Genomic DNA, 24,588 nt, shown 5'->3' with positions numbered 1-24,588 from the left:
GCTGTTCTCCTGCAGGCTCTAGCGCGCGGGGATATCGCCCGCAGCCCATGTCGCCCGGGTTTGTGCCGCATAATCGGCGAACGCACCAGCCTCGATCGCCTGCCGGGCACCTATGCAAAGCTGCTGGTAGTAGTGGAGGTTGATCTGGCTGAGCACCATGGCCCCCAGGATTTCCTCGGTCCTGACCAGGTGGTGCAGGTAGGCGCGGCTGAAGCGGCGGCAGTTGGGGTTCGGCGACTGCTCGTCGAGCGGCCGCGGATCGTCCTTGTGCCGGGCGTTCTTCAGGTTGATGACACCGAAGCGCGAGTACGCATGCCCATGCCGGCCCGCCCTGGTCGGATGCACACAGTCAAACATGTCGACGCCGCGCTCGATGCCCCCGAGGATGTCATCGGGCTTGCCCACCCCCATCAGGTAGCGTGGCTTGTCCGCCGGCAGCTCCGGCGTGATGTCGCCCAGCACGCGGAACATCGTTTCCTGCGGCTCGCCCACCGCGAGGCCGCCGATCGAATAGCCATTGAAGCCGATGGACTTGAGCCCGGCGGCCGACTTGGCGCGCAGCTCGGCGTCGTCGCCGCCCTGCACGATGCCGAACAGCGCCCGATGCGGCTGGTGCCCGAACGCATCCTTGCTCCGCTGCGCCCAGCGCAGCGACAGCTCCATGGCACGCAGCATCTCCTTGGGCGTCGACGGCAGCGGAATGCACTCGTCGAGCTGCATGATGATGTCGCTGTCGAGCAGCGTCTGGATCTCGATCGAGCGCTCAGGCGTCAGCTCGTAAGCCGACCCGTCAATGTGCGACCGAAATTTGACGCCTTGTTCGGTAATCTTCCGGAGTTTCGCCAGCGACATGACCTGAAATCCACCCGAGTCCGTGAGGATCGGGCGCTGCCAGTCCATGAAATCGTGCAAGCCCCCAAGCGCCGCAACGCGCTCCGCGCCCGGCCGCAGCATGAGGTGATAGGTATTGCCCAGCAGGATGTCGGCGCCCGTCTCGCGCACCTGCTCGGGGTACATCGCCTTGACGGTGCCGACGGTGCCCACCGGCATGAAAGCCGGCGTCTGCACGTCGCCGCGGGAGGTATCGATCCGCCCGCGGCGCGCCATGCCGTCGGTGGCCAGGAGGGTGAAGGAGAAATCGGTCATGCCGGGCTATTAGCGGGCCGATCGGTTCCTGTCACCCCGCCCGGGTATCAGAGAGCACCGATGATCTTGCGGTACTCGGCCTCGGGGAATGCCTTGAGCGTCGTGCCGCGCACCGCGCCGCCGGACGCCAGTCTCAGGTTGAAGGTCGCGGCCGCCTCGTCGCTGGGGGCATCGAGCATGCCGACCAGGTCATAGGCGCCGAAAGTCAGGTGGATGGATTCCAGCGTGCAGCCGAGGCTTCGCGCCACCTCCTTGGCGGCATCATAGCGGTTCGCGGATTCCTTGATCGCCTTTATCCCCTGCTCGGTCCAGTTGAGCAGCAGTATGTACTTCGACATCAGACGCTCCTACCGGTTCAGCGAAGGCATTTCCTTCGCGACCCGATATTATTCCTTTTCGGAAGGCCCGGAAACGGGAGCGCCGGTTTAGCGGTTAGTCTGCCCGGAACAGCAGGCTGGAGTCGCCGTACGAATAGAACCGGTAACCGTTGGCGATCGCATGCGCATAGGCCGCGCGCATCGTGTCGAGCCCGGCGAAGGCGCTGACCAGCATGAACAGGGTCGAGCGCGGCAGGTGGAAGTTCGTCATCAGGATGTCCACCGCATTGAAGCGGTAGCCCGGCGTGATGAAGATGTCGGTGTCGCCGACGAAGGGCTGTAGCGTGCCTGTGGCACGTGCCGCCGTCTCGAGCAGCCTGAGGCTCGTGGTCCCCACGGCCACCACCCTGCCCCCCTTGGCCTTCGCGGCGAGGATACGCTCCACGACTGCCGCGGGGATGTCGCCCCACTCCGCATGCATGACGTGGTCGTCGGTATCGTCGACCTTCACCGGCAGGAACGTCCCAGCCCCCACATGCAGCGTCACGCGCTCGACGGTGACGCCATGGTCGGCCAGCCTCTGCAGCAGGCGTTCGGTAAAATGGAGCCCTGCAGTCGGCGCGGCCACTGCACCGTCGCGAGCCGCATAAACCGTCTGGTAGTCCGATTTGTCGCGTTCTTCGGTATGGCGCTTGGCCTCGATATAGGGCGGCAGCGGCATGGCGCCGTGCGCCTTGATCGCCTCGTCCAGCTCGGCCCCACCAAGATCGAAAGCCAGCGTCACCTCGCCGGTCTCGCCTTTGCCGGCTACCGTCGCGAGGATCGAGCCATTGTCGCCCAGCTCCAGCCGGTCGAGCACATGCAGGCGTTTCGCTGGCCGGGCGAACGCCCGCCAGGTGTTGGCGTCGACCCGCTTGTGCAGGTTGAAGCTGACCGAGGCACGGTTGTCGCCGCGGATACGGGTACCTGTGAGTTCAGCCGGCAGCACGCGGGTGTCGTTCACCACGAGCACGTCGCCGGCGCGCAGCACCCGCAACAGATCGGTTACGCGAGCATCCTCCAGCGCCTCGCCGGCCCGCACGATGAGCATGCGAGCAGAATCCCGCGGCTCGGCGGGGTGGAGCGCGATGCACTCTGGCGGAAGTTCGAAATCGAAATCGTCGACGCGCATCAGGGGCCGGAACAGCTCACCGTCCAGGCACCATGGCCCGGGATACGCAGGGTACCGCCATGGACGGCCGCCTCGGCCTCGGACGCCTTGAACAGGCGCAACTCGGCAACCCGGGTGGTGACGGCAGGGTCGACCGCGTCGATGCGGAGGGTCTCGGCATCCTCGAATGCCTGGCCGACGACCACGGGATCACCCGGTCCATAGGCCGGGTCGGTGGCCCACACCTTGTCGCCGACGGTGATGGTCATGCCGGCAACCCAAATGACGTCGGTCATGCCGACGAGAATATCGAAACTGGCGCCGCCATCCGGCGACGCGCAGTTGATCCACTCCGTCGAGAAGGCCGGAGTGGCGAGGCCGCAAAGGCCGACGATGGCGATTGCGGCCTGGCGGATCATTCGGCGATGTCGGCCGCGACCTTGACCGAAACCATCGAGTCCGGGTCACGCACGGGCTCGCCGCGCTTGATCTGGTCGACGTTTTCCATGCCCTCGATCACCTTGCCCCACACCGTGTACTGACGGTCGAGGAACCGGGCGTCACCAAAGCAGATGAAGAACTGCGAGTTGGCGCTGTCCGGGTTCTGGGCACGGGCCATCGACGCGGTGCCGCGGACGTGCGGCTCGGCGCTGAACTCCTGCTTGAGGTTCGGGTACTTCGAGGAACCCGTGCCGGTGCCGGTCGGATCGCCGGTCTGGGCCATGAAGCCGTCGATCACGCGGTGAAAGACGATGCCGTCATAGAAGCCTTCGCGCGCGAGCTTCTTGATGTGGGCAACGTGGTTCGGAGCGAGGTCCGGCCGCATGGCGATGACCACCTTGCCCTTGGTGGTTTCGATGACGAGGGTATTCTCGGGATCGTCGTAAGCCATTGCTTGGGCTCCTTATTTGTATTCGATCTTGGCAGAAATGATCTTGTCGGGGTTCGCCGGAGGCTCACCGCGCGTGATCTTGTCGACCACTTCCATGCCGGACACGACACGGCCGAGCACCGTGTACTGCCCGTTCAGGAACGTGCAATCGGCAAAGCAGATGAAGAACTGCGAGTTGAACGTGTTTGGATCGTTCGTACGCGCCGCGCCGACGGCGCCACGGGTGAACGACTCGGCGTTGAACTCGGCGACGACGTCCGGCTTGTCCGAACCGCCCGTGCCGGTACCGGTCGGGTCACCCGACTGGGCCATGAAGCCCTCGATCACCCGGTGAAAGACGATGCCGTCGTAGAACTTCTCGTTGGTGAGCTCGATGATGCGCTCGACATGCTTGGGCGCGACGCCCGGCAGCAGTTCGATATCGACCGGGCCGTCCTTGAGCTCGAGGATCCAGTGGGGGGTGCCCGACTGGGCATGCGCCGCCGACGGAGCGACGACTGAGATGGCGAGGAAGCCGGCAACCACGGCTGCGATGAGGCCGAGGATAACGCCGGCGCGCTTTACAGGATCGGTCATTTTGTTTTCTTGAGTGCCTCGATTACCTGGGGCGGAACGAACTTCGAGATATCGCCGCCGAGCTGCGCGATCTGACGTACTAGCGTGGCCGAGATGTGGCGGACGGGCGGGGAGGACGGCAGGAACACCGTCTGCAGGTCCGGCGCCATCTGGGCGTTCATGCCCACCATCTGCATCTCGTAATTGTAGTCTGTGGTGTCGCGAAGTCCGCGGATAATAAGCCGCGCACCGTTCTCGCGCGCCGCATTTACCGCCAGGCCGTCGAAATCCACCACCCGGAAATCGGTGTCGGTCCGCCGGCCAACCGGTTCGAGCACCGCCTTGAGCAGTGCGACGCGATCGATGTGGCTGAAGAGCGGGTTCTTGGAGTGGTGCGTCCCAACGGCGATCACCAGCTCATCCACGATCTTGCAGGCGCGTTCGATGACATCGAGGTGCCCGTTGGTCAGCGGATCGAACGAGCCGGGATAGAAGCCCACGAGTCTCGCCATGCGGAAGCGCCCTCCCCCGTTGTCGTTGGCGCGGTTTGTGTCACGCCACGGGCACTTAGGCAAGCCGAAGCGGCGCTAGAACGCGAGCCGCCCGACCAGTTCGTCGTAAGGGACATTCACCGCCTTGCAGAAGGCCGCACGCTCGTTCAGCCGCTCGTGCCAGGCCTCGACGTGAGGCAAACTCGGGCGGTCGATTTCCATGGTCGACCAGCGGTAGAGCGAAACGCCGGCCACGATGTCGGCATAGGTGAAGTCGTGGCCACCGAGGTAGCGGGACTGCCCCAGCCTGTCCTCGAGCAGTTGGAAACACCGCACCGTCGCATCGTGGGCGCGGGCGATCGCCACGGCGTCCTGCTCCGCTTCGGGGGTGCGGACCTTTGCCCAGAACAGTCCGATCCAGGCCGGCTGGAAGGTCGTCGCCGTCCAGTCCGTCCACTGGTCGGCCGCCGCCCGGTCGCGCGCCTGCTGCGGGAACAGCAGCCCGCTGCCATACTCGGCGCCGAGGTAGCGCACCACCGCATGGCTCTCCCACACGACGAGATCGCCGTCGCGTAGTGTCGGCACCAGTCCGTTGGGGTTGAGGGCGCGGTACTCCGGTGCATCATTGCCACCGTGCCGGCCGCCGAGTGGCACGTGCCCGTATGGCAGCTCGAGCTCTTCGAGCGCCCACACGGCCTTCTGCACATTGCACGAGCTGAGCCGTCCCCAGAGCGTGATGGTCATGGTGGCGGCCTCCTGTGCTTCGCGCCATTGCTATCGATAGCAGTGGCCATACGCAACGGAGCCTGCCCGCCTTGTGGAGTTCCATCGCGCCGCGACAATGATAGTCTCCGCCCCATTCTGTGAGGGGTCACGCCATGTCCGAGCTGCCATCGCACTTCATCTCGCGCCCTGCCATGCCCGGTGCCGGAGCGGTCGCAGCATTCGATGAGTTGTTCGATCGCGCCGTGTCCGACGGCCCCAACGCCCTCATCGACTACGATCTGCCCTGGCCGCGCTGGCAGTTCGTCAGCCACGTGGTCGACTCGCGCCGGCTCATTGCCCACGGCTCGCAGAACGCCACGATCGAGCGGTTCGAACCCCGTCAGGCGCAAGACGCCCACCCCTTCGGCAACCGCAAGGCCGTGTACGGTGCTTCCGACGGGCTGTGGGCGATGTACTACGCCATCCTCGACCGGGCGACGCACCCCATGCTGCTGCTCAACTCCGCCCTCCGCGTCGAGCTGGCCGGCGATGTTCTCAGCGATCCCTGGTACTTCTTCTCGATCAGCCAACCCGCGCTCGATGCCCGCGCATTCCGACCGGGCACGCTCTACTTCCTTCCCGGCGACGGCTTCGAGCCGATGCCGCCGCTGTCGGTTGCCGGCCAGCAGGTGCATATCCCGCAATGGGCGAGCCTCGAGGCTGTAGCGCCGCTCGCCCGCATCTCCGTCGCCCCCGAGGATTTCCCGCTGCTGGACCGGATCCGCGGACATGACGATGCCACCGTCCTTGCGCGCGCCAAGGCCGATCCCGACGGGTTCCCCTGGCTCGACTGACTGACCGCGGCATTGCCGGGGCGGCGCTGACTTGCTATCTGGCGCCCATGTCGAAACAACCCATTCACGTCATCGGCGCCGGGCTCGCCGGGTCCGAAGCCGCATGGCAGGCCGCCGAGGCCGGCGCCAAGGTCATCCTCCACGAGATGCGCCCGGTCATTAAGACCGACGCGCATCAGACCGAGGGCTTCGCCGAGCTCGTCTGCTCCAACAGCTTCCGCTCCGACGATCACCAGCACAACGCCGTCGGGCTGCTGCATGAAGAGATGCGCCGCTGCAACTCGCTGATCATGCGCGCCGCCGATGCGCACAAGCTGCCGGCCGGTGGCGCGCTGGCGGTCGATCGCGACGCATTCTCGGATGCGGTGACCGCCGCCATCCACAACCATCCCAACATCTCGATCGAGCGCGGCGAGATTGCCGGCCTGCCGCCCGAGGAATGGGACAATGTCATTGTCGCCACCGGGCCGCTGACCTCCCCTGCCCTCGCGGAGGCTATCCAGAAGCTCACCGGCGAGGACGCGCTCGCATTTTTCGACGCCATCGCGCCGATCATCCATGGCGACAGTATCGACCGGGATATCGTCTGGGCCCAGTCGCGCTACGACAAGGTCGGCCCCATGGGCAACGGGCAGGATTACCTGAACTGCCCGATGGACGAGAAGCAGTACAACGCCTTCGTCGACGCGCTGATCGCCGCCCCCCTGCACGAGTTCAAGGAGTGGGAGAAGGTCCCCTACTTCGACGGCTGCCTGCCCATCGAGATCATGGCCGAGCGCGGTCGCGACACCCTGCGCTGGGGCCCGATGAAGCCGGTTGGCCTCACCAACCCGCGCAACCCCACCGTCAAGTGCCACGCCATCGTCCAGCTCCGGCAGGACAACGCGCTGGGCACGCTCTGGAACATGGTCGGCTTCCAGACCAAGGTGCGCTACGGCGTCCAGACCGAGATCTTCCGCATGATCCCGGGCCTCGAGAACGCCCAGTTCGCACGTCTCGGCGGACTGCATCGCAACACCTTCCTCAACTCGCCCAAGGTGCTGGGCGCCGACCTCAAGCTCAGGGCCATGCCCCGCCTGCGCTTTGCCGGCCAGGTCACCGGTGTCGAAGGCTATGTCGAAAGCGCCGCGGTCGGCCTCATGGCCGGCCGCCTCGCCGCTGCCGATGCGCGGGGCGAGACGCTCTCCATCCCGCCCGGGACCACGGCCATGGGCGCCCTGATCAACCACATCACCGGCGGCCACCTTGAAGCCGAAGCCTATTCCGGCGCCCGCAGCTTCCAGCCGATGAACGTCAACTTCGGCCTCTTCCCCCCGGTCTCGATCACCAAGCCCGAAGGCCATGTCGGCCGCTGGAAATCGACCGAGAAGACGATCGCCAAGAAAGAGGCGATCACCTCCCGGGCGCTCGACGACATCATGGCGTGGGCATAGGGCTCGAGGCGAACAGCGTTCCGTAGAGGTAGGTCAGCTTCGGCTGGCCACCCTCGCTCAGGTCGGCCGTCAGCGCGTCGATGGCGTAGCGGTACTTCCGCTCGCCGATGACGAAGTCGATCCACGGCTCGACCAGGTTGCCATTGGATTGCCGGGCCAGCCAGGCGGTCAGGTCGACCTCGGGCGCGGGCTGGTTGAACACCCGGAAGCTGTTGCCCTCGATCTGGAAGATCAGCCCCGCCACGGTCCCGTCGTTGGGCGGATAGAGCGCCAGCGCCCCCAGCAATACCGGCGTGGCGCTCACGTCGATCTGCTGCGTAGCACTGTCGCGCTGCGCGCTGATGCCGGTCACCGGCACGCTGTAGGCGGGGTGCGTGTAGCCCAGCTCCTCCAGCACCGATGCCGACATGACAGCGCCAAACTTCAGGCCATAGCGCGGTAGAAGTTCAGCAAGTTTGGTCTCGCCGCCCGGCGCATATTGCAGGTAGTCGAGGATCGACGCTGCCATGGCCACCTGTTCCGGCGTCCAGTCGGGCGGAAAGCTGGCGCCGCCCTTGCCCGGCTGACTCAACAAGGCATCGAGGCGCATCGCCTGCTGCACGACCGGCAGGTTGGCATAGTTCCAGGGCCCCGCCGACAGCAGCAGCAGGATGCCGCCCGCCAGCGCCGGGATCAGCCGGATGTCGCCACGCCCGATCAGGTATGCGCCGGCCAACAGGCTTGCCCAAACCCCACCGGCGAGCAGCAGCACCCGTTCATGGGTGAGTCCATAGGCATCTACCCGAACGCTCACGGCGACAAAGAACAGCGCCAGCGGAATGACTGTCAGCCAGAACCACCAGCGACGGAACAGACGCACGAGCGCCCGCTGGCGCATGAATGCGGGGTGCAGCAGCAGCCACGTGGCAGCGCCGATGGTGACAAAGCCCAGCACCATCCAGCCGATCATGCCCTCCGGCAGGCGCTGGGTGACGACGATCTGAGCCGTGTAGGCGAGCAGGATCAATCCATAGACGAGCAGCAGCGGCACGAGGATGAACTGCCCCAGGAAACCCGCTGCCCTGGAGGTGAAATCCGGCTGCACCAGCCCCTCGGACGGATAGTCCGACACCTGCGGCAGGGTCGAGAGCCAGTAGACCGGCGTCAGGAACAGCCCGGCAAAGGGCAATATCCAGTTGTAGAACACCAGCCCGGTCTCGAAGCCGAACAGGATCGCCAGCGACCGCTCGATTGCCGCCATGCCCAAGGCCACCAGCAGGAAGGCAGCAGCCCCGATGACCGCCGAGGCGACGGCCTGGTGGTTGATCCACCAGAACCGGTCCTCCAGCCCCTCGCGTTCGGCGCCGTGCCCCACGCGCGTGAACGGCGATACCGACAGCCAAAGGATCGCGACCACCGGTAGCAACCATGGTGCGAGCCAGGCGATGTCCGTACCGAGAAACGCAGCGACCACGAGAACCGGTGCGACATAGGCGAACAGCAGCACGGCCAGGCGGCTGTCTGGTCGGCTTTCGCTGAAGAACACCCCGGCAACGGCCACGACAGCACCCGTCGCAAGGCCAAGCAACGCACGCCCCCAGAGCTCATCCCGAGCCCAGGCATAGCCGTTGGAGTAGGCGATGAAGACGACCGTGGCGGTCGCCGCGAGCGTTATGGCGAAGGGAAACCGCGCAAAGGTCGAGACGAAATCCGGCGCCTGCTTCTGCAACCAGCCCCGGATGTCCATCGTTCCCTCGTCAGTTGCGCCAGGCCCACCAGCCCATCATCGCGATTCTGCGCCAGTCGGAAAGGTCCGGCGGCTGGATGAAGGGAGAACTGACCGAAGTAGCAAGATCGGCCTGTCGTCCCAGAATGGCGATGGGAGCGAAAGCCGGCCGCAACGGCTTGGGCAGTTCCGCGATTGCGGCGCCGGCCTTGTTCAGGTGCTCTACGGCCAGGTCCTGCAGTTGGCCCAGCGCAGCCATCAGCCCCTCGCTCTCCTTGCCTGCGAAAATCTCGGACTCCGTGACGCCGTTGGCGACGAAGATGCTGAGCGGCAGGAAGAGCCGTCCGGTCGAGGCATTGTAGCCGAACGAGCGCAGATGCCCGACCAGCGCATGCGCCACGCCCAGGTGCCCGGCAGCATCGCCCGTCTCCACCTCGGCTCCGCCATTCAACACCATCGCGGCGAGCTGGTAGAGAACCGACACGGTCTCGCCGGCATAGCCCTCGAAGCTCGGCACGTCCGGCATCGGATCGTGATAGAGATCGAAGCGCCGCGTAGCGACCAGCCGGAGCAGCGGGCCGGCCGGCAACTGATACTTCTCGAGCGTATCGAGCAATGCCGCCGCAAGCGGGTTCTGCCGCACGTTGCCGTGCCCCTCGCCCTTCAGCGCATCTGCCCACCATTGCAGCCGAATCTCGCCAGCGGCGGGCTCGCGGGCCCGGTCGCGAATGGAGGCGACGTCCGCCGCGAACGCGTAGATCGACTGCGCCGCCGCCCTCTCGGGCTCCTTCAGCAACAGCGAAGCATAGTAGCGGTCGCGATCGGCGTCGCGGAGGAAGCTCCCGACGTAGTCGACTTCACCGCTCATCGAGCGTTCTCGACGGCGAGGAGCGCGGCGCCTACCGCACGATCCTCAGCCAGCAGCACGTTGTAGGTCCGCACCGCCCCGCCGGTCGCGATCGCCTCGACGATCACGCCTTGCTGCTTCAGCGCGGCGCGCACCGCCGGATCGAGCCTCGCGATATCGCCGCCCAGTCCAATGAGCAGCACGTCCAGTTGCTCGGCCACCTCGAAGACCCGCGCCAGGCTGTCGATCGTCACCTGTTCGGGCAGCGTCACGTCCCATGCCTGCATGCCGCTCGGCAGGCAGAGAAGCGAACCGCGATGGCTGAGTCCCGCGAAGCGGAACCCGCCATTGCCATAGGCGTCGATGGGCACCTGCTGGGGGTAGAACCCCGCCCCCGGCTCAGCCATGGATCAGACCGCCGCGCCGTCGGCGCGCTTCTCGGCCTTGGCCTTCTTTTCCTTGGCCTCCTCGGCCTCGCTGCGCGGCTTGAGCCCGAAGTAGATCAGGATCGGGCCGCCGATGAAGACCGACGAGTACATGCCGAAGATCGAGCCGAAGGTCATCGCGATGGTGAAGCCGCGGATCGACTCTCCACCGAAGAAAACCAGCGGGAACAGCGCCAGCAAGACGGTGAACTGCGTCAGCGACGTGCGGACGATGGTCTGGTTGATCGAGAGATTGATGATCTCCGGCACCGACATCTTCTTGTATTTTCGTAAGTTCTCTCGAACGCGGTCGGAGATCACCACGGTCTCGTTCAGCGACAGGCCGACCAGTGTCAGCACCGCCGCAATCGAACTGAGGTTGAACTCCAGTCCCGTTATCGAGAAGAGCCCCACCGTCATGATCACGTCGTGCAGCGTCGTGGTGACGGCCGCGAGGCCGAACTGCCACTCGAAGCGGAACCACACGTAGATCAGGATCGCGGCCAGCGTCACCAGCACGGCTATGGTGCCGTGAATCGCCAGTTCCCCCGACACCGTGCCACTCACCGCCTCGGTGCGCCGCACTTCATAGTCTTCGGCGGCCAGCGCCTTGGTGACGTTCTGCACCGCGACCTGCTGCTCGGCGTCGCCGCCCGGCTGCAGCTGGATGCGGACCAGCAGATCCTCCGGCGTGCCAAAGCTCTGCACCTGGACTTCGCCGAGGTTCAGCGGCTCGAGCAGCTCGCGGACACGGGCCGGATCGGCATCACCGTCGGCCGTATGCTGCACTTCGATGGCGGAGCCGCCGACGAAGTCGATGCCGAGGTTGAAGCCCTTGGTGAAGGCGGTGCCGATGGCGAGCACAGTGAGGACGATCGAGACGATGATCGCTGTCCGCGACATCTTCATGAAGTCGATCCGCGTGCCATCCGGGATGAACCGGAAATGCTGGATGCGGAGCGTCTTGGGACGCCGCCAGCGGTACCACAGCGAGATGAACAGGCGGGTCACCGTATAGGCGGTGAACAACGAGGTCAGGATGCCCAGCGCCAGCGTCACGGCGAAGCCCTGGATCGGGCCCGAGCCGAGGAAGTAGAGCACGATGGCCGCAATCAGCTGCGTCAGGTGCGAGTCGATGATCGTGCCCCACGCGCGGTGGAAGCCCGCATCGAGCGAGGCAAGGATGGATTTGCCGGCCCGCTGCTCCTCTCGCATTCGCTCGTAGATCAGCACGTTGGCGTCCACGGCCACGCCGATCGTCAGCACGATACCGGCGATGCCGGGCAGCGTCAGTGTCGCGCCAATGGCCGACAGTGAGCCGAGGATCAGGATGACGTTGAGGATCAGAGCTACGTTGGCGAAGACGCCGAACATGCCGTAGGCGATCACCATGAAGGCGATAACCAGCACCGAGGCGACAGCGCCCGCGGTAATGCCGGCCCGGATCGAGTCAGCACCGAGGCTCGGGCCAACGGAGCGTTCTTCCACCACGTCCAGCGTCGCCGGCAGCGCGCCGGCGCGTAGCAGCACGGCGAGGTCGTTCGCACTCTGGGGTGTGAAGCTGCCGCTGATCTGGCCCGAGCCGCCGGTAATCGGCTGCTGGATGACCGGCGCGGTGATTACCTGGTCGTCGAGCACGATGGCGAAGCGCTTGCCGACATTGCGTGAGGTGATGTCGCCGAAGGTGATGGCGCCGCGCGTGTCGAACTGGAAGCTGACAACGGACTGGCCGGTCTGCTGATCGAACGCCGGCTGCGCGTTGGTCAGCGATTCACCGCCCAGTTCAACGGTCTCGCTGATCAGCTCGCGTCGGCCATCGGCACTGTCGAGGATCATGTAGCCCGGCGGGATGCCCTGGGCTTCGGCCTGCTCCGCCGACATCGACGGGTGGACGAGGTGGAAAGTGAGGCGCGCCGTACGTGAGATCAGGTCCTTGAGGCGGGTCGAGTCCTCGAAGCCCGGCACCTGGACCAGCACGCGGTCCTGGCCCTGCCGCTGGATCGTCGGCTCCGTCGTGCCCACTTCATCAACGCGGTTGCGGATGACTTCCATCGACTGCGCGACCAGCGCGGACATGCGCGCGGTAATACCGTCCGGCGTCAGCGCCACGACGATCTTGCCGTCGGGCGTCTCCGAGAAGGCAAGCTCAGGAACGCCGCCCACGCCGAACGTCGACGAGATATTGTTCTGCAGCTTCTGGACCGCCGTCATGGCGGCGGCCTTCTGGCTCGGATCGGTCAGCTCGACCGTGATCGACTGCGGACCAGTCGTGATCAAGTTGCCGATGCCGTTCTGGCTCGCCAGCGTCGTTCGCACGTCCCGTCGCAGCGACTTGATGCGCTCGGTGATGATCGACTCGCGGTTGACCTGAAGCAACAGGTGCGAGCCGCCCTGCAGGTCGAGGCCGAGCACGACCGTCGATTTGGGCAGGAAGCCGGGATAGCTGTTCTCGAGGAAATCCTTGGGCAGGAAACTCGGGATGGTGAACAGGATGCCGAGCACCGCAACGATGACAATGATGGCTGTGCGGAAGGGCGAGAACTGCATGGCGGACTTCGGATCCTCTGGGGTGCCGGTGGAAAAGCGCGCTGCCCACTAGGCATGCGGAGCCCCTTGAGGCTCCGCGTCTATGTCAGAAATGCGTTCAGCCGGCCCACGATCAGGTGAACCGGCTGTAGCGTGGCCTCAAGAAGCCTTGTTGTCGTTGACCGGGGTCGACTTCGACCGCACGTCGGCGACGCCGCCACGAGTGATCTTGACGCGAGTGCCCTGCGCGATCTCGACCTCGAGGTCCTCGCCGTCGACCGCCTTGGTCACCTTGCCGACCAGGCCGCCCGTGGTGACCACGGTGTCGCCGCGCGAAATGGCCGAAAGCATGGCCTGGTGCGTCTTCATGCGCTTCTGCTGCGGGCGGAAGATCAGCAGCCAGAAGATCACGACCAGCAGCAGGATCGGGGCGAACTGGATCAGAAGATCCCCGGCACCCATCGAGGGGGCGGCACCTGCGGCTTGCGCAAAGGCGGGGGTCACGAACATTGATGGGCTCCTTGGTCAGTTGCTGTCGGCACGTCGGATGGCCGCTCTGGCCCATATAGGGCGGGTTTCCGGCGATGGGCAGTCCAACCCGGGGAAAATCCGCCGGAATATAGTTGCGGCCCACAAGGATTGCAAAGCCAATCCGGCTGCGCCAAAAGGAGGCGTACCCGGGAGTACTGTACTGATGACCGACGACAATTCCGCCGCTATCGCCGCGGCCCTCACGCGCATCGCCGAGACGCTCGAGGCGCTGAAGCCGGCGGCGGGCCAGTCCGGCCCGGTTCTGACCGATGCGGACGCCTATCACTGGGACGCGACCTCGGGCCAGCTCATGCCGGTTCCCAAGGTGTCCCGGGTGCCGCTCGACATGCTCAGGGGCATCGACGACGTGCGCGAGATTCTGCTGCAGAACTCCCTGCAGTTCGCCCGTGGCTATGCCGCTAACAACGCCCTGCTCTGGGGCGCGCGTGGCATGGGCAAGAGTTCGCTGGTCAAGGCGGTGCACGCCCACATCAACGCGCTGGGAGAGTCCGGGATTGCCTCCGGCGACCCTGCCATCAAGCGGCTGGTCCTCATCGAAATCGCGCGCGAGGACATCGAGGCCCTGCCCCGGCTCATGCGCCTCGTCTCGAAGGAAGAAGGCGCGCGCTTCATCGTCTTCTGCGACGACCTGAGCTTCGACAAGGACGAGACCAGCTACAAGTCCCTGAAGACCATCCTCGACGGCGGCCTCGAAGGCCGCCCGGAGAACGTGCTCTTCTACGCCACCTCGAACCGCCGCCACCTGATGCCGCGCGACATGGTCGAGAACGAGCGTTCCACTGCGATCACGCCCGGCGAGGCCGTCGACGAGAAGGTGTCGCTCTCCGACCGCTTCGGCCTTTGGTTGGGCTTCCACAACTGCGACCAGCCGACTTACCTTGCCATGATCCGCGGCTACTGCGACGAGTACGGCCTCACCATCGACGACGAGACGTTGCGCGCCCGCGCAGTCGAGTGGTCGATGACCCGCGGAGCGCGCTCCGGTCGCGTCGCAATCCAGTTTGTCAGAGCCCTTGCCGGAGAGCAGGGCAAAGCCATCTAACGAAACATCCTCAAGGGGGGAGAATGCCAAGTTCGCATAACCTGCGATGGTCGCACGGAGAGGCGACCATCGTGACCACGTCTGCCATGTTGACGGACGCCACGTTCCGGCTGCCGAACGGCCCGTTCAAGCCGTTCGCCCGCGCGCCCTGGGTCGGCACGGTCGATGACCCGTCGATCGTCGGCCACCTGCGGGTGCTGGCCGGTGACTTCGTCGGCCTGCCGTTCGGCACCGGCGGGCGCCAGGCGCCCAACCTGCCCGAATGGTCTGCCCTCATGACCCAGTCGCCCAAGGGCACCATTCACGGCCCGGTGGCACACGAAGAATGGACGATCGTCTCCGGTGACGACCGGACAGTGACCCTGGCGCTGGACTACGAGCCTCACTCCGCCGTCCGTCGCGTCGAACGCACCATCACGGCCCGCGAAGGCGGCCCTGCCCTCGACTTCAGCATGCGCATCTTCGCCCGCCACAAGGCGACGATGTCGGCGGGCCTCCACCCGAACTTCCGGCTACCCGATAACCCCGGCCGGCTGGAGCTGAAGCTCGATTTCCAGTTCGGCCTGACGCACCCCGGCCAGACGGCTGTCGGCGACTCGCAGGAGTTCTCGAGCCTGTCGTCCGTACCCAGGAACGGCGAGCGTGTGGACATGTCCCACATCCCGCTGTCGCCGCGCACCGACAAGAACGTCCTGCTCTGCGGCGCCACCGGCCCGCTGACCGGCACATATCTCGACGAGGGCGCAGGCTTCGAACTCGACTGGGACCGCGATCTGCTGCCGTCACTGATGATCTGGCATACCGACGGCGGCATCGGCGGCGAGCCCTGGAACAACCAGTTCCGCGCCGTGGGCCTCGAGCCCCTGGCCTCGGCCTTCGACCTGCACACCGACGTGTCGTCCGGCCCCAATCCGATCAACAAGCGCGGTATCCGCACCTCGATCGACATCGACCCGGCCCAGCCGCTCGAAGTGAAGCACTCGATCCGCGCGTTCGTGGCTTAGGCAGCATGCCCAAAACGAAAGGGCCCCGGCATTGCCGGGGCCCTTTTCATTTCTGATGTCGTCGGATCAGCTGGCGAGCAGCGGGATCGGATCGACCGGCGTCGCGCCCTTGCGCAGCTCGAAGTGGAGCTGGGACTTCGCCACGCCACCCGTCTTGCCGGCCGTGCCGACATTGTCGCCGCGGTTCACCACCGTGCCCTTGGCGACGTTCATGTCCTTGAGGTGGGCATAGGCCGATACGTAGCCATTGGGGTGACGGATCAGGATCAGGTTGCCGTAGCCTTCGACGCCGGAGCCGGCATAGATCACCTGGCCATTCTCGGCGGCGCGCACGGCGGTACCCTCGGGCGCCTCGATGTTGATGCCCGTGCCCTTGGAATTGGCGAAATCGGTGATCACGCGGCCCGAAACCGGCCAGCGGAACTTGTCGCAGCCCGACAGGACCGGCTCGGTCGTGGGCTGCTCGAGCGGCTTGGCCACTGCGGCCTGCGCCGGAGCGTCGGAAGCCGGAGCAAGCGGTTTGACCGTCGCGGCCGGAGTGGTAGCGGTCTGGCCGAGCGAGGCGACCTGCGCAGGCTTCGCCACCGGTTCGGCGGCGGGCGCAACGAGCGCTCCGGGCTGGCTGGCGCCGCCCGACTTCGGCCCCATCGCAGCGAGCTGCGAGGCCTTGCCCGGGATCACGATCTTCTGGCCCACGAAAATCTTGTCCGGCGACGAGAACCCGTTGGCCTGGATGATGCCCTGCGCGGTGACGTTGTAGCGGCGCGCGATCGTATAGAGGCTCTCGCCGCTTTCGATCACGTGGACATAGGCGTCCGACGGAACGGACACGAGGGTACTGGATGGAGCCGGAGCGGACGCAACTAGTGTGGGGGCCGGAACCGGGCTCAGGGGCTGGGCAGCGGGCATCATCGAATTGCTTCCGTTGGCTGACGAGGTGAGCACAGGCAAGTCTTCAGTCGATACTGAGCCCAGCGGCTGCGTGCTGGCGGTCATGGCATTGGAACCAATGACCGTGGCACCAACGGCGCCATTGCCACCACCTATGTCTGCTGGCGGAACAAAGCGGCTCTCGGCGAGCCGGCTGGGCATCGACTGGGACGAGGCCATCGGCGCCGCGGCGTTGACCGAGCCGGTCGTCGTCCGATCAAAGCCGAAACCTCCCAGCGAGCTACACCCCGAAAGCGCTGTGGCCCCTACGAGAAGGCCCACAATCGCGGCGGTTTTGAACGCCCTTCCGATCACGCGATTACTCATCAGTCCACTCTACGCAGGTACTCAATGGACTGGAGATTAGGGCGTTAAGGTAAAGAGTGATTTAAGTGCGACGCATTTTGCATCGCAAATTCGTGAGCAGATTCAGGGCTTGGTAGGGTTAAGCGCGCGAAGGCCGCCTAGGTGCGCTCGAGCACCAGCGTCGCCCATTCCTTCTTCTCGATCCGATGGCGCAGCACGATACCCTGCAGTGCATAGGCCGAGACGACACGCGCGGCCTGCGTCAGCAGGATGCCGGAAAGGATGATGGTCGCGCCGCGCTGGGTGATCCTGCGCATGCCCGGCGCCAGCGACACCAGGGGGCCGGCGAGGATGTTGGCGGCGACAAGGTCGTACGGAGCGCCGGCGGAAATCTGTCGGTGGTCGAGCCCGGTGGCCTCGAGGGGGATGACCAAGCGCCCTACTCCGTTCTCCCTCGCATTGTCGGCGGTCGTGGTCACGGCGATCGGGTCGATGTCGGTCGCCAGCACCGGCAGGTGCGTCCGCTTGGCGAGCGCGATGGCGAGGACGCCGGTGCCCGTGCCGACATCGAGCATCGAAGTATAGCGCCGCCGCTTCAGGGCGCGGTCGATCGCCTCGAGGCAGCCAGTGGTGGTTTCGTGGTGGCCGGTGCCGAAGGCCTGCGCGGCGTCGATCCTGATGGCGGTGACGCCGGCCGGGGGCGCATCATCGTGGCTGCCATAGATATAGAAGCCGCCCGCCACCACCGGCTGCAGCCCCTCGAGCGACTTCGCCACCCAGTTGACGGACGGATCGATCGCCTCGACCGCGAAGCTGACATCGCCGCCCAGCGTCTCGCGCGCGATGGCGTTGAAGGCCTCGATATCGGGTTCGCTGTCGCAGGTCGCCTCGAACACCCACTCGCCCGTTTCGGCATCCTCGTGTGCGGAAGCAGTGATGGCGATGTCCTCGCGCGCCATGACGGCGTCGACCAGGGCGTAAGCCTGCTCCTTGGTGAGGGGGGTGGAGAGTTGCGAAAGCGTCATGGGCAGAAAATCCTGTTCGCCCGCTGTTTCGGGGCCTCGACCGGCGAAGTCAATGCCCGCCAGCCAGCGATCGTTAAGCGGCGGCTTCCGACCGCAGCAGCGAAAGCGTGGCCCAGACTGGCAGGTGGTCCGAGCCGGTCCGGGCGAGCGCCGAGTGATGCACGCCATTTGCCTCCACCCGAAAGTCACGGCTGACGATAATCCGGTCGAGCTCGAGCATGGGCCGGCGCGAGTGGAAGCTCGGGCCGGGCGTAATCACGTCGTGGTGCTTGGCGAAGGCGGCGAGGCTCTTGCCGTTCTTGGCCCACTGGTTGAGGTCGCCCATGATGACCGTAGGCATCTTGCCCTCGAGCTGCTCGAGACGGGCGACTATGGCCTCGGCCTGCTTGGTCCGCGAGTTGCCGAGCAGCCCCAGGTGCATGCCCACGACGCGTACCGCCGCATCCCCGATGAGCACGTCCGCCATAACGGCACCACGCGGCTCGAAAGCCGGCAGTTCGATCCGTTGCTCGTTCGCGACCCGGATGCCCTTCTTCACCAGCAGCACATTGCCGTGCCAGCCCAGGCTCTGCTCGCGAATGCCGAAGCGCACCGGCATGTAGTGCGTGAAATCCACCAGAAGGTCCGGCGACAGCGTCGTCGCCCGCTGCCCGAAGCGACGGTCGACTTCCTGCAGCGCCACGACGTCGGCGTCGAGCTCGGCAAGGATCTGCATGATCCGCTCGGGCTGGCGCTTTCGATCCGTGCCTATGCTCTTGCGGATGTTGTATGAGGCGAATTTGATCATCGGACCCTAGAGGATGGGAGAGAAAAGGCGCGCGGCCTGCGAGATGAAGCGGGGAATGGGGTTGCGCCCCAGCACCTCTTCCTTGGTCACCTTGCGGCAACTGGCGAAGTCGGCCACCAGCATCGCTTCCACGGCGTCGACCACAGCCTTGTTCGGCATCCAGACGGTCATCTCGAAGTTGATCGCAAAGGAGCGGTTGTCGAAGTTCACGCTGCCGACGCTGGCGATCCTGTCGTCCATCAGCAGCACCTTTTGATGCAGGAAGCCCTTTTCGTAACGGTAGATGGCGACATCGTGTTCCACCATCGAATCCGCGTGCGCATTGCTGGCGAGCCAGACCAGCATATGGTCCGGCTTGGCCGGCAGCATCACGCGCACGTCCACGCCGCGCAGCACCGCCGCGAACAGCGCCGTCCGCGTATCGGTGTCCGGCACGAAGTACGGGCTGACGATCCACAGCCGCTCCCGGGCCTGCCCGATGATGTCGGTGAAGGCGATCGCATTGGCTTCGAGCTTGTCGGCCGGCCCGGTCGCCATGACCAGCGCCGATACGTCGCCCACTCCCGCGGTGCCGGCGAGCGGAACGTCCAGCGCCTCGCCGGTAGCCCACAGCCAGTCTTCCTGGAAGATCAGCGACAGTGACGAGGCGGCCGGCCCCTCGATGCGCAGCTGCGTGTCACGCCAGTGGCCGAACCGCTTGTCCTGCCCGAGATACTCGATGCCGACATTGGCGCCGCCGGTCCACGCCACCTCGCCATCCACCACCACGTTCTTGCGGTGGTTGCGGTAGTTGATCCGCATGGGCCCGAACACCCGCAGCAACTGGTGGCGGTGGTTGAACCCGTAGATCTGGATGCCTTCGGCCCAGAGCCGGTCCTTGAACTCCTTCGACAGCCCCCCGCTGCCGACGTCGTCATAGAGCACGTAGACCGAAACCCCGGCGCGCGACCGCTCCATCAGCGCGGCCGCGAGGCGCTGGCCCAGCTCGTCGGCGCGGATGATGTAGAACTGCACGAAGACATAGCGCTTGGCCTCGGCGATGCCTTCGAGGATGGAATCGAACGTCGCCTCCCCGTCGATCAGCAGCTCGGCCTTGTTCCCGGCGAGGAACGGCATGCCGGCGGCGCGGCGCTGCACGGGCCATGCCGCCCCCATGTCGCGGTCGATGACCTGCAGGTCCTCGCTGCGGATCAGGCGCGACTGGCGCACCTGCATGCGGGTCTTGGCGTAGCTGTCAAAGTGCTTCCAGCCGAAGATCAGGTAGAAGATCGTGGTCGGGAAAGGCAGGAAGGCCAGCGACACGAGCCAGGCGATCGAGCCCTGGGATGTGCGGGACACGCTGATCTCGCGAACGGCACAGATGACCGCCAGCACATAGAATCCGGCCAGGATCATCGCGATGATCGGGATGCTCTCGACGACACCCTCGACCACGTCGGTCATATCGACAACTTCCGTCATCGTCCCTCCGGCGGTTCGCCTAAGACTAATAGCCGATGCACGGAAGCTGGCTAGTACCTGCACCAAGGCACTGAACAGTTGCGCCGGTCAGCAAACGCCGCGACAGTAGCACTCAAGCCCTTATCGCCTGCTTTCCCGCCTCTGGAAGATTTTGCCCGTGTCGCCGCAACCGCCAATGCTCCGTCAGAACGCCATGACGGGGATTGCGTTCAAGCTGAGTTCGGTCTGCGTGTTTCTGGGCATGTCCAGCCTGCTCAAGGCCTCCGAAGGCGTGCCGGCTGGCCAGTTGGTGTTCTTCCGCTCGTTCTTCGCCGTCCTGCCGATCATCGTCTATCTGATCTGGAAGGGCGAACTCGGCGTCGGCATCAAGACCAGGCACCCGCTGAGCCACCTGATGCGCGGCCTCGTCGGCACCGGCGGCATGATGACCGGCTTCTTCGCCCTGACCCAGTTGCCGCTCGCCGAGGCCATCACCATCAGCTACGCGACGCCGCTGCTGATCGTGGTGTTCAGCGCCGTCTTCTACCATGAGCAGGTCCGGCTCTATCGCTGGAGCGCGGTGCTGGTCGGCCTCGTCGGCGTCATTGTCATCATCTGGCCCCGCCTCACCGTCTTCTCGGGCGGCATCGCGGACATGAGCGGGGCGACTCTTGGCGCCATCTCGGCGCTGGTCGCGGCCGGCTTTGCCGCCACCGCCATGGTGCTCGTGCGCAAGCTCGTCGAAACCGAGCGCTCGGCCACCATCGTCCTCTACTTCTCGGTGACGTCGGCGGCTCTTGGCCTCGCAACGATCCCGTTCGGCTGGGTCATGCCGACGCCCGAGCAGTTCGCCCTGCTCATCGGCGCCGGCATCTTCGGCGGCATCGGCCAGATCCTGCTCACCGAATCCTACCGCCACGCCGACATGTCGGTGGTCGCGCCGTTCGAATACGCCTCGCTGATCCTCTCCATCGCCATCGGCTACGTGATCTTCCAGGATGTCCCGAGCGTGCAGATGCTGATCGGCGGCACCATCGTCGTCGGCTCCGGCCTCTTCATCATCTACCGCGAGCACCAGCTGGGACTGGAGCGGAAGAAGGCGAGCGAAGTCAGCCCGCCGCAGTGATGTTCTAGCCATGCATCCTAAAGTCAGCGGCGATACGATCTGACCGTTCTTTTAGGTGCTCGAATAGTTTGCGTTGCCTAAGAGCTATCGCCGCCGTCGCCATGGCCACGAGACTTCGATGAAGGTAGTTGCGGAAATCCACAAAACTGTCGTCAAGAAAGGGCGTTCCGTGCATCCCCTGAATGAGAAACCGTCCCGACGTAGCATCAAATGTATCCATGGCGTGTGCACCGGCAGAGTGGATGAAACCTGAGTATGCCCCCTCTACGAACGCAAGAACGTCAAGGATCCTCTGGGTGTTGTCGTCAGGATCAGAAAATGTGCGCACGTTGTACGCGCGAATCTTCGCTCTCGGAACGCGGTCACGAGCTAACCGCGAGACCACGGGATCTGCTCCATCGAACTCTTCTTGGAAGAACTCCTTCAGATACCTATCGTGGATCGGTTCACGTTTTCCGCCAATGAGCGGCCCGGACAAGAACGATATGTCAGAATCGAGTTGATCGAGAATACGCTGGATGGCTCCGGCCTCCTGCGAAAAGCCGCCGACAAGCAGATGCCACGTTGCCTGTACACCAGTTACCAAGCGGGCCAGCTTGACAACTATTGCCTGCTGAAGGCTTCGCTCCAAGTATCGAAAGGTTCGCTGACGCCGCAGGGTCGTCGCCCTAGGCGCGGGCACGGTAGCTTCTAGGATAGGAAAGCCAAACAGTAGCTCGGTCCGAACTTGTTCATACATGGCGCGGGAAGTCTCGAGTTCCCGCGTCATCGCTAAGCCTTCTGCACGAAGCTTTCGAGCACCTTCTTCGGACCGGCTTTCTCGAACTCGATCGAGAGCTTGTTGCCCTCGATATTGTTGACCGTGCCGTAGCCGAACTTCAGGTGGAACACCCGCTCGCCGACCGCATACTTCGAACCGCGCCCATCATCCACCGAGCGGGCGACGAGGTCGCCGTCGATCGTCACCGGCCCGTGCGACTTGCGGGTCGAAGCCTGTGCCCGCGCCCGCTGCCACCCCGGCGTCTCGTAGATCGAGTCGAACGGATCGCGCGTGTCGAAGCGGCCACCGCCGGTGCGTCCACCGTACCCATAGCCGCCATAGGACGAGCCCGTATCCTTCACCTCGACCGCCGAGGCTGGCAGCTCGTCGAGGAACCGCGACGGGATGGCCGACTGCCAGAGCCCATGGGTAAGCCTGTTCTGCGCCACCGAAACCCTGAGGCGCTTCCGTGCCCGGGTGAGCCCCACATAGGCGAGCCGCCGCTCCTCCTCGAGCCCGGCGCGGCCAAGTTCATCGAGCGTCCGCTGGCTCGGGAACAGGCCCTCCTCCCAGCCGGGGAGGAACACGGTGTCGAACTCGAGCCCCTTGGCCGAGTGAAGCGTCATGATCGAGACCGCGTCGTCGGCCTCGCCGGTATCGCGGTCCATGACCAGCGAGACGTGCTCGAGGAAGCCGCCGAGCGAGTCGAACTCCTCCATGGAGTTGACCAGTTCCTTGAGGTTCTCGAGCCGCCCCTCGGCCTCGGCCGACTTGTCGTTCTGCCACATCTCCGTGTAGCCCGACTCGTCCAGCACCTGCCGGGCCAGCTCGGCATGCGAGGCGTGCCGCCGCACGATACCCGGAGCGATCTCCTCATCTGGGTCGCCATCCTCGAGCGGAAGCGCCCTTGCCCGCTGCGCCCAGTCATCGAACTGATCCATGAGCTGGCGAAGCGTCGTTCGCTGCTTGGGCTTCAGCTCCTCGGTCTGGATGAGCATGCGCACCGTGCCGGTCAGCGACGCCCCCTGGTGCCGCGCTGCGTCGTAGAGAATCTTGAGCGTCGAATCGCCCAGCCCGCGCTTGGGCACATTGACGATGCGCTCGAAGGCGAGGTCGTCGCTGGGGTTCCACACCAGCCGCAGGTAGGCCAGCGCGTCACGGATTTCCTTGCGCTCATAGAAGCGCGGGCCGCCGATAACCCGATAGTTGAGCCCCAGCGTGATGAAACGCTCTTCGAAGGCGCGCATCTGGTGCGAAGCGCGCACGAGGATCGCCATCGAGTTCAACGCATCGCCCTGCCGCTGGCGCTGCTCGATCTCCTCGCCAACCTGCCGCGCTTCCTCGTCGCTGTCCCAGACCGAGGTCACGGCGACAAGCTCGCCCGGCTCACCGACATCCGTCTGGAGCGTCTTGCCCAGCCGGCTCTCGTTGTTGGCAATAAGGTGCGAGGCGGCCTTCAGGATGTTGGAAGTCGAGCGGTAGTTGCGCTCGAGCCGGATCACCTTGGCGCCCGGGAAGTCCTTCTCGAAGCGCAGGATGTTGTCCACCTCGGCGCCGCGCCAGCCATAGATCGATTGGTCGTCGTCACCCACGACGCAGAGATTCGCCTCCGACGCAGGCTTCCCCTGCGCGAGCAGCCGCAGCCAGAGGTACTGAGCCGTGTTGCTGTCCTGGTACTCGTCCACCAGCATGTACTTGAACTTGCGGTGGTACTCCGCCAGCACGTCCGGATGCTCCTTGAACACCTTGATGTTCAACAGCAGCAGATCGCCGAAATCGGTCGCGTTGAGCGTCGCCAGCCGCGCCTGATAGTCGCGGTAGAGGTTCGGCAGTCGCCCATTGGCGAAACCGGAGAGCTCCGCCATCGGCACGTCGTCCGGCAGCCAGCCGCGGTTCTTCCAGTTGTCGAGCATCCCGGCGAACACCCGGGCGGGCCAGCGCTTCTCGTCGATGTTCTCGGCTTCGAGCAACTGCTTGATCAGCCGGATCTGGTCGTCGGTATCGAGAATGGTGAAATCGGAGCGCAGGTTCACCAGTTCGGCGTGCCGGCGCAGGATGCGCGCGCCGATCGAGTGGAACGTGCCGAGCCACGGCATGCCTTCGACGGCCGCGCCGGCGATGGCGCCGATGCGCTCCTTCATCTCCCGCGCCGCCTTGTTGGTGAAGGTCACCGACAGGATTTCGGACGGCCACGCGAGGCGCGAGGTAAGGATATGCGCGATACGCGTCGTCAGCACGCGCGTCTTGCCCGTACCGGCGCCGGCGAGCACCAGCAGCGGCCCCTCCGTGGTCATCACGGCCTCGCGCTGCTCCTCGTTGAGCCCTCTCAGATAGTCGGGCGCACCCGATCCCCGGCCGAACTGGCTGGTGATCGAGCCTGCCTTGGGGCGGTCGAGGCGTTGCGGTTCAGCTGGCATGCGGGATTGACGAATCCTGTTTCGTTCTCATTGGCGAATATAGGCAGTGGCAGCCCGGATGTATATGCGCGGGCACGCGAAGTGACCGGAAGAGCGACGATCCGGCACTCTCGCCCCTTGATCCCGCCCCCCAATCCGGTAAACGAGATCGCT

At 65.2% G+C, this 24,588-nt stretch carries 24 protein-coding genes; 5 read left to right on the top strand and 19 right to left on the bottom strand.

Annotated features, from left to right (window positions below):
* Positions 1–18: 18 nt before the first annotated feature.
* The 8 genes from tgt to PRN20_RS20070 form a co-directional block, all read right to left on the bottom strand.
* Positions 19–1,146 (bottom strand): tRNA guanosine(34) transglycosylase Tgt, encoded by a 1,128-nt coding sequence (gene tgt / locus PRN20_RS20105; RefSeq protein WP_273959422.1) that lies wholly within the window; start codon positions 1,144–1,146, stop codon positions 19–21.
* A gap of 47 nt (positions 1,147–1,193) precedes the next feature.
* A complete protein-coding gene (locus PRN20_RS20100) occupies positions 1,194–1,484 on the bottom strand; it encodes a GYD domain-containing protein (protein ID WP_273959421.1) in 291 nt (96 codons plus the stop codon).
* Positions 1,485–1,578: 94 nt separating this feature from the next.
* Entirely contained in the window at positions 1,579–2,634 is a 1,056-nt protein-coding gene (gene queA, locus PRN20_RS20095; protein ID WP_273959420.1) for a tRNA preQ1(34) S-adenosylmethionine ribosyltransferase-isomerase QueA, read from the bottom strand.
* Positions 2,634–3,032, bottom strand: a complete 399-nt coding sequence (locus PRN20_RS20090) for a hypothetical protein (RefSeq protein WP_273959419.1) — start codon at positions 3,030–3,032, stop codon at positions 2,634–2,636. Before PRN20_RS20090 ends, queA begins: the two co-directional genes overlap by 1 nt.
* On the bottom strand, positions 3,029–3,505 hold the full coding sequence (locus PRN20_RS20085) for a peptidylprolyl isomerase (protein WP_273959418.1): 477 nt from the start codon (positions 3,503–3,505) through the stop codon (positions 3,029–3,031). The genes PRN20_RS20090 and PRN20_RS20085 overlap by 4 nt, the downstream gene beginning before the upstream one ends.
* 12 nt (positions 3,506–3,517) lie before the next feature.
* Positions 3,518–4,081, bottom strand: coding sequence for a peptidylprolyl isomerase (locus PRN20_RS20080; protein WP_273959417.1), 564 nt, complete (start codon positions 4,079–4,081; stop codon positions 3,518–3,520).
* On the bottom strand, positions 4,078–4,572 hold the full coding sequence (gene coaD / locus PRN20_RS20075) for a pantetheine-phosphate adenylyltransferase (RefSeq protein WP_273959416.1): 495 nt from the start codon (positions 4,570–4,572) through the stop codon (positions 4,078–4,080). Before coaD ends, PRN20_RS20080 begins: the two co-directional genes overlap by 4 nt.
* Positions 4,573–4,647: 75 nt before the next feature.
* Positions 4,648–5,295, bottom strand: coding sequence for a glutathione S-transferase family protein (locus PRN20_RS20070; RefSeq protein WP_273959415.1), 648 nt, complete (start codon positions 5,293–5,295; stop codon positions 4,648–4,650).
* Positions 5,296–5,429: 134 nt separating this feature from the next.
* On the opposite strand from PRN20_RS20070, the gene PRN20_RS20065 reads away from it, so the two are divergent.
* Both PRN20_RS20065 and trmFO read left to right on the top strand, forming a co-directional pair.
* Entirely contained in the window at positions 5,430–6,110 is a 681-nt protein-coding gene (locus PRN20_RS20065; RefSeq protein ID WP_273959414.1) for a hypothetical protein, read from the top strand.
* A gap of 47 nt (positions 6,111–6,157) precedes the next feature.
* Positions 6,158–7,543 carry a methylenetetrahydrofolate--tRNA-(uracil(54)-C(5))-methyltransferase (FADH(2)-oxidizing) TrmFO gene (gene trmFO / locus PRN20_RS20060; protein ID WP_273959413.1) on the top strand — a complete coding sequence of 462 codons (1,386 nt, stop codon included), beginning with the start codon at positions 6,158–6,160 and terminating at the stop codon, positions 7,541–7,543.
* Here trmFO and PRN20_RS20055 read toward each other — a convergent pair.
* The 5 genes from PRN20_RS20055 to yajC all read right to left on the bottom strand — a co-directional run bounded on the left by PRN20_RS20055 (position 7,527) and on the right by yajC (position 13,556).
* A complete protein-coding gene (locus tag PRN20_RS20055; RefSeq protein WP_273959412.1) occupies positions 7,527–9,269 on the bottom strand; it encodes a DUF4153 domain-containing protein in 1,743 nt (580 codons plus the stop codon). The genes trmFO and PRN20_RS20055 overlap by 17 nt on opposite strands.
* A 10-nt stretch (positions 9,270–9,279) precedes the next feature.
* Positions 9,280–10,116 carry a phytoene/squalene synthase family protein gene (locus PRN20_RS20050; RefSeq protein WP_273959411.1) on the bottom strand — a complete coding sequence of 279 codons (837 nt, stop codon included), beginning with the start codon at positions 10,114–10,116 and terminating at the stop codon, positions 9,280–9,282.
* Positions 10,113–10,502, bottom strand: coding sequence for an Mth938-like domain-containing protein (locus PRN20_RS20045; RefSeq protein WP_273959410.1), 390 nt, complete (start codon positions 10,500–10,502; stop codon positions 10,113–10,115). Before PRN20_RS20045 ends, PRN20_RS20050 begins: the two co-directional genes overlap by 4 nt.
* A 3-nt stretch (positions 10,503–10,505) precedes the next feature.
* Entirely contained in the window at positions 10,506–13,067 is a 2,562-nt protein-coding gene (gene secD / locus PRN20_RS20040) for a protein translocase subunit SecD (RefSeq protein WP_273959409.1), read from the bottom strand.
* 138 nt (positions 13,068–13,205) lie between these two features.
* The gene (yajC, locus tag PRN20_RS20035) at positions 13,206–13,556 is read right to left on the bottom strand and encodes a preprotein translocase subunit YajC (RefSeq protein ID WP_273959408.1); all 351 of its coding nucleotides are present in this window, start codon (positions 13,554–13,556) and stop codon (positions 13,206–13,208) included.
* A 184-nt stretch (positions 13,557–13,740) separates the two neighbouring features.
* Between yajC and PRN20_RS20030 the strand changes: the two genes are divergently transcribed.
* A complete protein-coding gene (locus PRN20_RS20030; protein WP_273959407.1) occupies positions 13,741–14,640 on the top strand; it encodes an ATP-binding protein in 900 nt (299 codons plus the stop codon).
* A 71-nt stretch (positions 14,641–14,711) separates the two neighbouring features.
* Complete coding sequence (locus PRN20_RS20025; RefSeq protein WP_273959406.1) at positions 14,712–15,644, top strand: hypothetical protein; 933 nt, start codon at positions 14,712–14,714, stop codon at positions 15,642–15,644.
* A gap of 66 nt (positions 15,645–15,710) precedes the next feature.
* On the opposite strand, the gene PRN20_RS20020 is transcribed toward PRN20_RS20025, so the two are convergent.
* The 4 genes from PRN20_RS20020 to cls form a co-directional block, all read right to left on the bottom strand.
* Entirely contained in the window at positions 15,711–16,475 is a 765-nt protein-coding gene (locus PRN20_RS20020; protein WP_273959405.1) for a M23 family metallopeptidase, read from the bottom strand.
* Between the two features lie 563 nt (positions 16,476–17,038).
* Positions 17,039–17,905 carry a 50S ribosomal protein L11 methyltransferase gene (locus PRN20_RS20015; protein WP_273959404.1) on the bottom strand — a complete coding sequence of 289 codons (867 nt, stop codon included), beginning with the start codon at positions 17,903–17,905 and terminating at the stop codon, positions 17,039–17,041.
* 73 nt (positions 17,906–17,978) lie between these two features.
* The gene (locus tag PRN20_RS20010; RefSeq protein ID WP_273959403.1) at positions 17,979–18,692 is read right to left on the bottom strand and encodes an endonuclease/exonuclease/phosphatase family protein; all 714 of its coding nucleotides are present in this window, start codon (positions 18,690–18,692) and stop codon (positions 17,979–17,981) included.
* 6 nt (positions 18,693–18,698) lie between these two features.
* Entirely contained in the window at positions 18,699–20,153 is a 1,455-nt protein-coding gene (cls, locus tag PRN20_RS20005; RefSeq protein WP_273959402.1) for a cardiolipin synthase, read from the bottom strand.
* Between the two features lie 175 nt (positions 20,154–20,328).
* Between cls and PRN20_RS20000 the strand changes: the two genes are divergently transcribed.
* Entirely contained in the window at positions 20,329–21,258 is a 930-nt protein-coding gene (locus PRN20_RS20000) for a DMT family transporter (RefSeq protein ID WP_273959401.1), read from the top strand.
* 4 nt (positions 21,259–21,262) lie between these two features.
* On the opposite strand, the gene PRN20_RS19995 is transcribed toward PRN20_RS20000, so the two are convergent.
* Together PRN20_RS19995 and PRN20_RS19990 are read right to left on the bottom strand one after the other, a co-directional pair.
* Positions 21,263–22,027, bottom strand: coding sequence for a hypothetical protein (locus PRN20_RS19995; protein ID WP_273959400.1), 765 nt, complete (start codon positions 22,025–22,027; stop codon positions 21,263–21,265).
* A 2-nt stretch (positions 22,028–22,029) separates the two neighbouring features.
* On the bottom strand, positions 22,030–24,435 hold the full coding sequence (locus PRN20_RS19990; protein WP_273959399.1) for an ATP-dependent helicase: 2,406 nt from the start codon (positions 24,433–24,435) through the stop codon (positions 22,030–22,032).
* Positions 24,436–24,588: the final 153 nt, after the last annotated feature.

The sequence above is a fragment of the Devosia sp. ZB163 genome (assembly GCF_028613635.1).
In the GTDB taxonomy this organism is placed as follows: domain Bacteria; phylum Pseudomonadota; class Alphaproteobacteria; order Rhizobiales; family Devosiaceae; genus Devosia_A.
Note: the sequence above shows the minus strand (reverse complement) of the source record. Positions and strands in the feature narration are given on the sequence as shown.

Bases quoted from the DNA above. Each gene is read 5' to 3' on its own strand.
- PRN20_RS20045 (WP_273959410.1), bottom strand. From the start codon at position 10,502: ATGGCTGAGCCGGGGGCGGGGTTCTACCCCCAGCAGGTGCCCATCGAC.
- PRN20_RS20055 (WP_273959412.1), bottom strand. From the start codon at position 9,269: ATGGACATCCGGGGCTGGTTGCAGAAGCAGGCGCCGGATTTCGTCTCG.
- PRN20_RS20070 (WP_273959415.1), bottom strand. From the start codon at position 5,295: ATGACCATCACGCTCTGGGGACGGCTCAGCTCGTGCAATGTGCAGAAG.
- PRN20_RS20080 (WP_273959417.1), bottom strand. From the start codon at position 4,081: ATGACCGATCCTGTAAAGCGCGCCGGCGTTATCCTCGGCCTCATCGCA.
- PRN20_RS20100 (WP_273959421.1), bottom strand. From the start codon at position 1,484: ATGTCGAAGTACATACTGCTGCTCAACTGGACCGAGCAGGGGATAAAG.
- PRN20_RS20050 (WP_273959411.1), bottom strand. From the start codon at position 10,116: ATGAGCGGTGAAGTCGACTACGTCGGGAGCTTCCTCCGCGACGCCGAT.
- queA (WP_273959420.1), bottom strand. From the start codon at position 2,634: ATGCGCGTCGACGATTTCGATTTCGAACTTCCGCCAGAGTGCATCGCG.
- PRN20_RS20085 (WP_273959418.1), bottom strand. From the start codon at position 3,505: ATGGCTTACGACGATCCCGAGAATACCCTCGTCATCGAAACCACCAAG.
- secD (WP_273959409.1), bottom strand. From the start codon at position 13,067: ATGCAGTTCTCGCCCTTCCGCACAGCCATCATTGTCATCGTTGCGGTG.
- PRN20_RS20015 (WP_273959404.1), bottom strand. From the start codon at position 17,905: ATGACGCTTTCGCAACTCTCCACCCCCCTCACCAAGGAGCAGGCTTAC.
- PRN20_RS20030 (WP_273959407.1), top strand. From the start codon at position 13,741: ATGACCGACGACAATTCCGCCGCTATCGCCGCGGCCCTCACGCGCATC.
- PRN20_RS19995 (WP_273959400.1), bottom strand. From the start codon at position 22,027: ATGACGCGGGAACTCGAGACTTCCCGCGCCATGTATGAACAAGTTCGG.
- yajC (WP_273959408.1), bottom strand. From the start codon at position 13,556: ATGTTCGTGACCCCCGCCTTTGCGCAAGCCGCAGGTGCCGCCCCCTCG.
- trmFO (WP_273959413.1), top strand. From the start codon at position 6,158: ATGTCGAAACAACCCATTCACGTCATCGGCGCCGGGCTCGCCGGGTCC.
- PRN20_RS19990 (WP_273959399.1), bottom strand. From the start codon at position 24,435: ATGCCAGCTGAACCGCAACGCCTCGACCGCCCCAAGGCAGGCTCGATC.
- tgt (WP_273959422.1), bottom strand. From the start codon at position 1,146: ATGACCGATTTCTCCTTCACCCTCCTGGCCACCGACGGCATGGCGCGC.
- PRN20_RS20090 (WP_273959419.1), bottom strand. From the start codon at position 3,032: ATGATCCGCCAGGCCGCAATCGCCATCGTCGGCCTTTGCGGCCTCGCC.
- PRN20_RS20065 (WP_273959414.1), top strand. From the start codon at position 5,430: ATGTCCGAGCTGCCATCGCACTTCATCTCGCGCCCTGCCATGCCCGGT.
- PRN20_RS20000 (WP_273959401.1), top strand. From the start codon at position 20,329: ATGCTCCGTCAGAACGCCATGACGGGGATTGCGTTCAAGCTGAGTTCG.
- cls (WP_273959402.1), bottom strand. From the start codon at position 20,153: ATGACGGAAGTTGTCGATATGACCGACGTGGTCGAGGGTGTCGTCGAG.
- PRN20_RS20010 (WP_273959403.1), bottom strand. From the start codon at position 18,692: ATGATCAAATTCGCCTCATACAACATCCGCAAGAGCATAGGCACGGAT.
- coaD (WP_273959416.1), bottom strand. From the start codon at position 4,572: ATGGCGAGACTCGTGGGCTTCTATCCCGGCTCGTTCGATCCGCTGACC.